This window comes from Streptomyces sp. NPDC001851, from assembly GCF_040297165.1.
In the GTDB taxonomy this organism is placed as follows: Bacteria; Actinomycetota; Actinomycetes; order Streptomycetales; family Streptomycetaceae; genus Streptomyces.
Window position 1 is genome coordinate 1 of the sequence record NZ_JBEOYR010000059.1, and the last position, 10,536, is coordinate 10,536.

The window sequence follows — 10,536 nt, forward strand, 5'->3', positions numbered from 1 at the left end:
CAGTCGCTTGTGTGCGGTCTGGAACGAGCCGAGCTCATAAGGAAGGTCCCTCCAGGGCGAGCTGGTGCGGTACTTCCACGCGATGGCCTCAAGAGTGCGGCGATGGTCGGCCCATCGCCGCCCGCGGACCGGATCCGCGGGCATCAGCGGCTCGATCCGGTCCCACATCGCATCAGTGATCACTAATCGGACAGACACATCCGATCAACTGACCAACCCATCAAAGAGACACGCGCTAGTCGGCCAGGGCCTGCGGGTCGCCGTGGTGATAGCCGGTCCAGAATCCGGGGCGCTGCCAGCGGGCGTCCGCGAGGCGGGTGCGGCCGTCGGCGATGACCATGGTCCAGCCGGGTGGTATTCGAGTGTCCACTGTCTCGAAGTCGGCGGGGTCCCAGAGCAGTCCGGGGTCGGGTGTACCGGGGCCGAGCACACGGATCTGGCAATCGATGTCGTAGGCGACCATCTCCAGAACCGGGTAGACACCGCCCACCCGGATCCCGTCGTACTCCGCGACGGGGATGTCGGCCGCGGGGTGGATGATCTGCCGGCACCTGACTCTCATGGGAAGAGTCTCGCCCCAGTCGATCCCCGGTCGTTGCTCGGGTCGCCGTGACGGTTCCAGCGAAGCGGCCATGTCCGGTCGCGGGAGATGCCCACACCCCGTATTCCCGTGGTTACCATGCGGAACAACGGAAGACACGCGCCTGATTGTGATCCGGGGCAACAGTGGAGGCGGCGATGACTCCGATCTGGCAGTTCCGTGCGGCCGGCCGCACGGAACTGCCTCTGCACGTAGTCCCGCATCCGCCACCGCGGATCCACCCTCGAGAACCGGCCCGCAACCCGTGTGAATTCCGACTCCCACTCCCTATCCCAGAAGTCGGCTTCATCCATCGCCGCCATGCCCGGGACAATGAAGCTGACGAGTTCAGGCAAATGTTTCTGCCTGGGCTCTAGTGGCGCCCACCGCCTGGGCGCGGGCTCGTTTCGCCATACTGGAGGAGCTCATCGCGGCGTATCTGCGCAGGACCGACGACTCCTGGAGCGAAGCGGACCTGGACTCGGAGGCCCGGGCCGTCACCGTGCAGCACACTCGGCGGCGTCAGCCGTGGCTGACTGACTGTGCGAGAAGGCCGGCGCAGACGACGTCGGCGCGCCGGCCCGGCAGATCGGACTCCTGATTGATGGAGCCTTGGCCTCGGGACGCCTGCTGCAGGACCGCGCCGTCGTGGAGGAGGCGAAGCCGACGGCACGCCTGCTCGTCGGCAGTCACTCTGATCGCGGCCGGTGCACCACCGTGTCGGCCACATACCCATACCAACGAAGACAGGAAAGAAGTCGTGCGTGCAGCGGTTCTCCGAGAGTTCGGCACTCCGTTGGTCCTCGCTGAGATCGACAAGCCCGATGTCGGCCCGGGGCAGGTGGTGGTCAAGGTCGAGGCCAGCGGCGTCAACCCGTTGGACACCAAGATCCGGGCAGGCAAGGCGGCTCATGCCAGGCGCACGCTCCCGGCCGTCCTCGGCCTGGACCTGGCCGGTGTGGTCGAGGAGGTCGGCCCAGGTGTCCACGGCTTCGCGCCGGGCGACGAAGTCTTCGGCATGACCGGAGGTGTCGGTGACGTGCAGGGCTCGCTTGCCGAGTTCGCTGCTGTGGACGCGCGTCTGCTCGCGCGCAAGCCGGCCTCGCTCACCGCACGCGAGGCCGCGGCCCTGCCCCTGGTCGTCATCACGGCCTGGGAGGGGCTGGTGGACCGGGCGCAGGTCCACGCGGGGCAGAGGGTCCTCATTCATGGGGGAGCTGGCGGTATCGGTCATGTGGCTGTGCAGATCGCCCGTGCTCGCGGTGCCGAGGTCTTTGCCACCGCGTCGCCTCCGCAACTGGAGGTCGTCGAGCGCCTGGGGGCCAGCCCGATCGACTACACCGCCGCCACCGTGGACGAATACGTCGCCAAGCACACCGGCGGCGAGGGCTTCGACGTCGTCTTCGACACCGTCGGTGGTTCCGTGCTCGACGACTCCTTCACCGCGGTGCGCACCTACACGGGTCATGTCGTGAGTGCCTTGGGGTGGGGAACACACAGCCTCGCGCCGCTGTCATTCCGCGGAGCGACCTACTCCGGTGTCTTCACCCTGCTGCCCCTGCTGACGGGGCGCGGGCGTGAACACCACGGAGAGATCATGCGCGAGGCAGCCGCACTGGCCGACGCCGGGGCACTCAAGCCGCTTCTCGACCCCCGGCATTTCACGCTCGCTGACGTCGCGGCCGCCCACGCCGCCGTGGAGAGCGGCACCGCCCAGGGCAAGGTCGTGATCGACATCGGCTGACACCCATCCGGACGATGACCGACCGAGCGAGGCAGGTCGCCGGACGTACATTCGTGCGCCGGGGGCACAACGCTTCCCTTCGCCGCACGACCCCACCGCCAGCAGGCCCTTACCCGAGCCGGACATTCAGCCGGCCGAGGCCCAGCTCTGGTCGTTTCCACCGTGCGGGCGTCCACCGCCACGCGGACGACGCCCCATGAAGGGAGTAACCAGCGCGGTCCAGGTGTGCGGTCTCCTCAGCCACGCGCCGGGTGCAGATGCCGGTCTCACCCGTAGCCAGCTGTGTGCACCCCTCACACGGGCGGGCCGCCTGAAGCCCCGACGGACCACTGGGCCACTCCGGGGCTTGAGACCGGATCCACCACACTCGTCGGCGTCGATGCCCTCACCGACTGCCGCCCCGCCCTGCGCGAGGCACCCACGCCCCACCCCGGCTGGATTCCGACTGTGGCCGCTCCGCGGCAAGCCGAGTGGATGACTGCCGAGCCGCGCTCGTGCGGTGCGGGTCGATCGGCACAATGCCTGCCTCGCGGCCGGCCGACGCTCCTGCGAGTGGCTGTGTCTGGTCAGGGCCCTGCCGGATCCGGCAGGGGGTGCAGGTCCAGCATCATGTCAAGTGACAGAGAGCCGTCCGCCCCGGTGAAGAAGCCAACCGGTGGGAAGCCGTGCTCCTCGTAGTAGCGGATGGGACGGGGATGGTCGGCGGGGACGCCGCCCCACAGGATGACCCTCGTCCTGCCAAGCAGCCGTACAACCTCCGTGACAAGCGGGAAGACGAGCGTCCCGACGCCCCGGCCCTGGTAGTCGTCAGCCAGACTGGGGCCAAAGCGGCAGTCAGCCGTCTCGGCAAGGTCGATGGCCGCGTGCTGGTAGCGCGCGATGTCCGCGGGAGTCAGAGCGATGGGTAACCGAGTTGGCGGGCGAACTCCGGTGAGCCACCGCAGACCTCGGCGGCTTGGCGCGGGTCGGCTGCGACGAGTTGCTCAGCGAGCCGTTCAGCTTGGCCCACCGGGTCGTCACTGGAGACGGCGAGGATCATCCGGAACTGCAGCCATGGAAGAGGAAGACATTGACCTGGTCCGGTTCCCAGGACCAGGCGGACACGGCGCCGAGTTCGCACTCCCACCCTGCGAGCCAGTGGGTGCTTTCTCGGAGGTCTTTCTTCAGCAGCTGTGCAACGGTCCGTGCCGGCCATGCCCAACTGCGGTCCGCGGTCGCTCCGTCGACTTTTCCCTGGTACTCCTGAGCCTCGAAGCGGAAGGCAGGCAGGCCAACCTGGTCCTCATCGACATTGCGCCGTCCGCGGGGAATGCCGCACAGATCATAATCGTGTTACAAGCTCTACGCGGCGAGCCATCAAACCTGATCGCGAATATCCGGACCTTGATTATTCCGCAGCGAACCGGGCGATAGACTGAACCGTCTGATTCATCCCGCCATCCCCTGATGGTTCAGCAGGGATAGGGAGTGATTGCGATGCCCATGCCAGCGCACCCGCCGAAAAACCCATCAAGCCCCTTTTCCTCCTTCAGTGGTCACCATGTTGGTATCCGCGTTCCCGACTACGACGCGGCGAAGGATTGGTACACGGAGAAGCTGGACTTCCGAGTGCTCCAGGAGTGGCCGTACGGTGAGCTGAAGCTCGCGTACCTCTGCCCGCCCAACGATGACAGCTTCCATGTAGAACTGCTGGCCGGACCGGTACCCTTCCCGAACGAGGTCCTCGACGACCTCGGAGGCAGCCTGCAGCACGGCGGCTACCAGCACATGTGTTTCCATGTCGACGATGTCGACGAAGCACGTGCGGAGCTCGCCGGCCGAGGTGTCGACCTTATCGGTGAACCTTTCGAGATCGAGGACATCAGTCGGCGACTGGCGTTCTTCCGCGACCCGTGGGGCAACATGATCGAACTGTCGCAGAAGCTGCCCGGAGCTGGTTCCTGATCAGCCTCACAACATCGGCATGCCGAATCATCGCATCGTTCACGCCCAACCAGAGTACTTTCAATAAGATCGCGTCATAAGCTTTACGGCACCACCTAACACTCCGACTGACGGGTCAGGCGCTCCGCGGTTCCATTGTGCGATCGAGTAGCTTCACGCGGGCGAGACGGCGCTTCTGGTGGGCCGGACTCACCGTGTTCGCTAGCGTCTACCCATGTTGCATACGCGATTCACCGAAATGTTCGGCATCACCTACCCGGTGATGGCGGCCCCGATGGCCTTGCACAGCGGCGGAACACTCGCCGCCGCGGTCTCCGCGGCCGGCGGGCTCGGCTCCTTCGGGGGAACACATCCCTGGAAAGGGCCTGACTGGATCCGTGCGGAGATCGCGACCATTCGCGCCACGACTCACCTCCCGTTCGGAGTCGGCTTCATCACGCCGTTCCTCCCCTTCACCGAACCGCATTTCGAGGCCGCTCTGGAAGAGCGACCAGAGGTCATCGCACTGTCGTTCGCCGACCCGCAGCCGTGGCTTGCCCGAGCCAAGGCCGCAGGAGCCCGGGTGATGTGCCAGGTACAGAACTACGAGGACGCGCGGACGGCCGTCGCCGCGGGTGCCGATGTCCTCGTGGCGCAGGGTAGCGAGGCCGGCGGCCATACCGGAACGATGGGCCTCCTGCCGTTCCTGGCCGGGATCGTGAGGCGCTACCCCGATGTTCCGGTGCTGGCCGCAGGAGGCATTGGCGATGGCCGCACGCTCGCGGCCGTCCTCACCGCCGGGGCGGACGGCGCCTGGCTGGGCACGGCGTTTCTCGCCACGACCGAAGCGATCGAGGTGAACGATGTCCACAAGCGCCTGATCGTCGAGAGTGACGGCAGCGACACCGTATGGACGCGGGCCTACGACATTGTGTCAGGGCTTCCGTGGCCGGCGACCATCGGTGAACGAGTCCGCCGCAATCGGTTCACCGATGAGTGGTCAGAGCGCGAGGCGACGCTGCGGGGCCGCAAAGAGGAATTCGCGCCCCCCAAGGGCGTCAGTCCCGTTGAGGACCCGCCCGACCCTGACACGAGCGCGATTCTCTACGGCCAGTCGGCGGTCTTCGTCGATGCCGTCCGTCCCGCCGCCGAAGTGGTCCGGACGATCAGTGACGAGGCCGAGGCAATCCTGGCCGCACGGCCTCGATCGCTGCTGAGCTGACGAGCGACCCAGCTCGCGCGGGGACGACGAAGCTCGGCACCCGGTCGTGAACGCCTGAGTCCCCACCCGACGGGAAGCCGGGTGGGGAGGTGCGGATGCCGGTGGATGCGGTCGGCTGAGCGTGGTGAACGCATAACTCCGGATGGTCTCTGGGAGCTGTCGACGGTGGCTGTCCTGTCACTCTCGTGATGTTGCCGAGGCATGCTCGGTGATGGCCTCGAAGAGGAGGAGGCCCTGATCCACCAGTTCCTCCCTTGAGATGCCCAGATCTCCGTTGAACCAGCTCAGCAGCATCTCGCTGACCGCGCCCACGACGGCCACGGACAGGGTGGCGGTGTCGATCCGGGGATCATGAAGCCCTTCCCTCAGGAGGGAGTCCACGAGGCCGCTCATGCGCTGCAGGCCCAGACGCCGTTCGCGTGCCGTGAGGGGACCGGCCCCCAGGGATTCCGTGAGTTTGACGCGCCCTTTTCTGGGGTCCGCCAGAGGAAGCCCGGCGATGAGGTCGATCATGTTTCGAGCCCGGTCGCGCAGCGGCTGGTCTGTGGCGATCACCTCGGTGCACCGGCTGATCTGTTCCTCGTAGATGTCTCTCATGAGCGCTGCCATGAGATCGTCGAGGGACGCGAAGCTCTCCGCGAAGTACCTGTCTTTGAGTCCGGCGTGGCGGAGAACCGCATTGATCGATGTGCGGGCGTATCCCTGGGTGGAGAAAAGTTCGAGTCCGCTTTCCATGAGGCGCCGACGGCGGAGTGAAGCGCGCTGTTCCGCCGTGGCTCCGCCATATGTCCTCACGATGTGCCACCTCTCCTTGAGGCGTCCTGCTCATGGTGCGCTGTCACGCACCCGGGGGCCGGCCTGCCGACCGTGCTGCTCGGTGGCCTCGTGTGAGGTCTTGAGCCGCCGGTCCGGCCTTCCCTCGTCGGGCGACGGCCACAGCATTCACTGCCGTATTTCACCCATCTGGTGACAGATTACCCCAGATAGGTGTAATGTCGGATTCATTCAGTTGTGAATCATGACAGCGCTACCCCAGGGCCGGTACCAGCCGCAAGGGGCGTCGCAGATGTGGCCCACCCGCAGGTTCGACGCGCCGGGCCACTGCGCAGGAAAGTCATGACCGGCAGCGGCCTGCGTACCGCGCTGAGCACCCTCGTGCCCGCTGGTCATCCACGTATCGAACACCACGGAATGTCGTGGTCCCAAGGCCATGCCGTGGGGAGAGTTCACCAATGGATCCCAACCAACTGTTCATCGGCGGACGCTGGGTGCAGACGTCCGGTGACCGTGTCATCAACGTCGCATCCGCGAGTACCGGCGATCATCTCGGTGCTGTACCGGACGGTTTTCCGGACGACATCGACCGGGCGGTCGGAGCCGCTCGTACCGCATTCGACGCACCGACCGGCTGGTCCTCCTGGGGCCCTGAACATCGCGCGGCCGCCATGATCCGTCTCGCGGATGCGCTCGATGCCAGGAAGGGGGCGACCTCCGCCGCCGTCAGCGCGCAGAACGGCATGCCGATCACTGTCGCCCGTTCCTTCGAAGGGGTGGTGCCGTCAGCCCTGCTGCGCTACTACGCGGGTCTGGCCGACGGCATGACGTCCGAGGAGCTGCGTACTGGACTGCCCCGTGGCACCACGCTGGTCCGACGGGAACCCGCAGGCGTCGTAGCCGCCATAATGACCTGGAACTTCCCTCAGACCATCGCGTTCTTCAAGGTGGCCCCGGCTCTGGCGGCCGGTTGCACGCTCGTCCTCAAGCCGGCTCCGGAGACGGTCCTCGACTCGGTGCTGCTGGCGGAGGCCGTCGAGGAAGTGGGCATTCCCGACGGCGTGATCAACATCGTTCCGGGCGGCCGTGACACCGGCGCCTATCTGGTCTCCCATCCTGACATCGACAAGGTGTCGTTCACCGGATCCACCAGAGCGGGACGTCAAGTGGCTGCCGCATGCGCCGAGTTGCTGCGGCCGGTAACCCTGGAACTGGGAGGCAAGTCCGCCGCCGTTGTCCTCGACGACGCCAACCTCGCCGCGAACGCGGAGCAGTTCTTCATGGCCAGTCTGCTGAACAACGGTCAGACATGTTACGCGAGTACCAGGATCCTGGCCCCCCGCAACAGGTACCAGGAAGTGGTCGAGTTCTGCACGACGATGGCCCGTGACGCCGTCATCGGTGACGCGCTCGACCCCGACACCCAGATCGGCCCGCTCGTCAGCCAGCGCCAGCGCGAACGGGTCCTGGGTTACATCAAGACCGGCCTCAACGAAGGGGCTCGGCTCACCACCGGAGGAGGTCGGCCATCCGGCCTCGATCGAGGCTGGTTCGTCGAACCCACCGTATTCGTCGACGTCGAGAACTCATCGACCATCGCGCAGGAAGAAATCTTCGGCCCGGTCCTCACGGTCACGCCCTACGACGGCGAGGACGAGGCAGTGCGCCTGGCGAACGAGTCGTCCTACGGCCTCGCCGGCACCGTCTGGACCACGGACCTGGACCATGGTGCCCAGGTGGCCCGCCGTTTGAGGACCGGCACCGTCGGGCTCAACGGCTATCTGCCCGACCTCGCCTCCCCCTACGGAGGCAGGAAGGCCAGTGGTCTCGGCAGCGAACTGGGGCCCGAGGGACTTCACTCCTACCACCAGCTCCAGTCGATCTACCACCCCTGATGCGACAGCCGTCACCCGGCTCGGCGAGTCCGGGCGACGGCCGCTCGCCGGGCGAGGGAACCAGCATGACTTCCACCGGAACCGAAGGATTCGACTACATCATCGTGGGCGCCGGCAGCGCCGGATGCGTACTCGCAGACCGCCTGAGCCGCGACGACCGCGTTCAGGTGCTGCTCCTCGAAGCGGGCGGCCCCGACGCCGACGAACTCATCCACATCCCAGCCGCGCTCGGAATGCTCTTCGGATCGCACACCGACTGGAGCTACCGCACGGTCGAGCAGTCCCGGCCGGGGCGCACCTTCTCCTGGCCCCGGGGAAAGACTCTGGGCGGCTCATCATCCACCAACGTCATGATCTACACCCGGGGCAACCGGAACGACTACGACAGCTGGCGTGATGAGTACGGTGCGAAAGGCTGGGGCTACGACGACGTCCTGCCCTATTTCATGAAGTCCGAGTCCAACCGCCGCCTCGGAGAGCCCTACCACGGTTCGCACGGACCCCTGCACGTCGAGGACCGCAACTACACCCACGAACTCTCACAATCCTGGCTGGACGCCGCCGTCGAATGGGGACTGGACCGCAACGACGACTTCGCGGGTGCGTCCCCTGTCGGCGCCGGCCTGTACCAGGTGACATGCCATCACGGGCGACGGTGGTCCACGGCCGACGCCTATCTGCGCCCGGCCCTCGGCCGACCCAATCTCACGGTACGCACCAGCGCCCTGGCAACAAAGATCACACTCAACGGATCACGTGCGGCCGGCATCACCTATCTCCGGGACGGACAGGAGCGGACGGCACACGCCGACAGGGAGATTCTGCTCTGCGGCGGATCCATCAACTCGCCCCAGCTGCTGCTCCTGTCGGGCATAGGCGACCCCGACGAGCTGCACGATGTGGGGATAGACGTCCTAGTCCCCCTGCCCGGCGTCGGGCGTAACCTGCAGGACCACTTGATGGCTCCCATCGTGTGGGAGACCCGGAACTCCACTGATATCGTCCGTGACCTGCTCACCTCGGACAACCTCGAACGGTGGCGCACACACGGCGACGGGCCCTTCGCCTCCAACTACGGCGAGGTCGGCGCGTTCCTCAACGTCACGGACGGCCAAAGCCGTCCTGACGTCCAGCTGGTGGGAGGGGCCACGGCACTCGTTCTCAGCGGTGAGGAACAACCTGACCGGCCGGTGTTCACGATGAACTGCGTCCCCCTGCACCCGCAGACTCGCGGCACCGTCCGTCTCGCGTCGGCTGATCCGCAGGCCCCACCGTTGATCGACCCCCGGTACTTCGACGTGCCCGTGGATGCGTCGGTCATGGTCGCCGGACTCAGAGCGGTCATGGGCATCGCCCACCACGCACCGTTCGCCGAATACCTGGGGCGGTCGTACCTGCCGGCCAGTGACGACCTGGACGGTCTGGACGGTCTGGACGACGCGGCTCTCGAAGAGCACGTCCGCAGATGGAGTGCCACGGCGTATCACCCGGTGGGCACCTGCGCCATGGGAACCGGACACGACTCCGTCGTCAATTCGGATCTGGAGGTCTACGGAGTCGAGCGACTCCGTGTCGTCGACGCCTCGGTCATGCCGACTGTCATCAGTGGAAACACCAACGCACCCACGATCATGATCGCGGAAAAGGCTGCCGAGCGGATCGGGGAGAGGCCTCGCTGAACTCTACGTAAGCGAGGTCAGGGCAGAGCTTCGACGAGTTCTTTGGCGAGCGGGCCCGAGGACGCGGGGTTCTGCCCCGTGAAGAGGTTGCGGTCCACGACCGTGTACGGCTCCCACGCGGGGCCCCGGGAGTACTCGGTGGGGAGCTTTTTCAGCTCGTCCTCCAGCAGCCACTTGGCCTTGTCGGCGAAACCGACTCCGGCCTCCTCCTCATTGCAGAAACCCGTCACCCGGTAGTTCGCGAAAGGCGTGCCGCCGTTCGCGTCACGGGTCGCGAGGAGAGCGGCCGGGGCATGGCAGACGATGCCGAGTGCACGGCCGGAGGCGAGTGCCTCCCGCAGCAGTGCCCCGGAGTCCGGGTCGACCGCCAGGTCTTCCATCGGGCCATGGCCTCCGGGGTAGTAGACCGCGTTGTAGTCGTCGAGGCGAACATCCTTCAGGGAGAAGGGATGCCGTAGCTCGTCCGCCTCCTCGATGACGGCCTCCTCCCGCAGCGCGTTCTCCTCGCCGCCCGCCATACGGGGCCTGAGGCTCATCGTGTCCACGACGGGCACGACCCCGTGATCGAGCCGCTGATGCCCGCGGATCCGGTCCGCGGGCGGCGATGGGCCGACCATCGCCGCGCTCTTGAGGCCATCGCGTGGAAGTACCGCACCAGCTCGCCCTGGAGGGACCTTCCTTATGAGCTCGGCTCGTTCCAGACCGCACACAAGCGACTG

10 protein-coding genes are annotated in these 10,536 nt (G+C 66.5%); 6 read left to right on the forward strand and 4 right to left on the reverse strand.

Annotated elements, in window-relative coordinates; translation table 11 throughout:
* On the reverse strand, positions 1-198 hold a 198-nt coding region (locus ABT171_RS41255), incomplete at its 3' end, for a transposase (RefSeq protein ID WP_351252059.1).
* A 37-nt stretch (positions 199-235) separates the two neighbouring features.
* Positions 236-562 carry a hypothetical protein gene (locus tag ABT171_RS41260; protein ID WP_351252061.1) on the reverse strand — a complete coding sequence of 109 codons (327 nt, stop codon included), beginning with the start codon at positions 560-562 and terminating at the stop codon, positions 236-238.
* Positions 563-1,340: 778 nt separating this feature from the next.
* Here ABT171_RS41260 and ABT171_RS41265 point away from each other — a divergent pair.
* The 3 genes from ABT171_RS41265 to ABT171_RS41275 all read left to right on the forward strand — a co-directional run bounded on the left by ABT171_RS41265 (position 1,341) and on the right by ABT171_RS41275 (position 5,469).
* Positions 1,341-2,324, forward strand: a complete 984-nt coding sequence (locus tag ABT171_RS41265) for a zinc-dependent alcohol dehydrogenase family protein (RefSeq protein WP_351252063.1) — start codon at positions 1,341-1,343, stop codon at positions 2,322-2,324.
* 1,476 nt (positions 2,325-3,800) lie between these two features.
* Positions 3,801-4,268 carry a VOC family protein gene (locus tag ABT171_RS41270; protein ID WP_351252065.1) on the forward strand — a complete coding sequence of 156 codons (468 nt, stop codon included), beginning with the start codon at positions 3,801-3,803 and terminating at the stop codon, positions 4,266-4,268.
* Between the two features lie 214 nt (positions 4,269-4,482).
* Positions 4,483-5,469 (forward strand): NAD(P)H-dependent flavin oxidoreductase, encoded by a 987-nt coding sequence (locus tag ABT171_RS41275; protein ID WP_351252067.1) that lies wholly within the window; start codon positions 4,483-4,485, stop codon positions 5,467-5,469.
* A 177-nt stretch (positions 5,470-5,646) separates the two neighbouring features.
* Here the strand turns inward: ABT171_RS41275 and ABT171_RS41280 are convergent, their stop codons facing one another.
* Entirely contained in the window at positions 5,647-6,264 is a 618-nt protein-coding gene (locus ABT171_RS41280; protein WP_351252069.1) for a TetR/AcrR family transcriptional regulator, read from the reverse strand.
* Positions 6,265-6,701: 437 nt separating this feature from the next.
* Between ABT171_RS41280 and ABT171_RS41285 the strand changes: the two genes are divergently transcribed.
* Together ABT171_RS41285 and ABT171_RS41290 are read left to right on the forward strand one after the other, a co-directional pair.
* Complete coding sequence (locus ABT171_RS41285) at positions 6,702-8,138, forward strand: aldehyde dehydrogenase (RefSeq protein WP_351252071.1); 1,437 nt, start codon at positions 6,702-6,704, stop codon at positions 8,136-8,138.
* A 65-nt stretch (positions 8,139-8,203) separates the two neighbouring features.
* A complete protein-coding gene (locus tag ABT171_RS41290; RefSeq protein WP_351252073.1) occupies positions 8,204-9,817 on the forward strand; it encodes a GMC family oxidoreductase in 1,614 nt (537 codons plus the stop codon).
* A gap of 17 nt (positions 9,818-9,834) precedes the next feature.
* Here the strand turns inward: ABT171_RS41290 and ABT171_RS41295 are convergent, their stop codons facing one another.
* A complete protein-coding gene (locus ABT171_RS41295) occupies positions 9,835-10,371 on the reverse strand; it encodes a type 1 glutamine amidotransferase domain-containing protein (RefSeq protein WP_351252075.1) in 537 nt (178 codons plus the stop codon).
* Between the two features lie 21 nt (positions 10,372-10,392).
* Here ABT171_RS41295 and ABT171_RS41300 point away from each other — a divergent pair.
* Positions 10,393-10,536: transposase (locus ABT171_RS41300; RefSeq protein ID WP_351252077.1), on the forward strand; the 144-nt coding region annotated here is incomplete at its 3' end.

Excerpts from the sequence above, each read along its gene's own strand:
- ABT171_RS41270 (WP_351252065.1), top strand. The coding sequence starts at position 3,801 with ATGCCCATGCCAGCGCACCCGCCGAAAAACCCATCAAGCCCCTTTTCC.
- ABT171_RS41290 (WP_351252073.1), top strand. The coding sequence starts at position 8,204 with ATGACTTCCACCGGAACCGAAGGATTCGACTACATCATCGTGGGCGCC.
- ABT171_RS41285 (WP_351252071.1), top strand. The coding sequence starts at position 6,702 with ATGGATCCCAACCAACTGTTCATCGGCGGACGCTGGGTGCAGACGTCC.
- ABT171_RS41275 (WP_351252067.1), top strand. The coding sequence starts at position 4,483 with ATGTTGCATACGCGATTCACCGAAATGTTCGGCATCACCTACCCGGTG.
- ABT171_RS41260 (WP_351252061.1), bottom strand. The coding sequence starts at position 562 with ATGAGAGTCAGGTGCCGGCAGATCATCCACCCCGCGGCCGACATCCCC.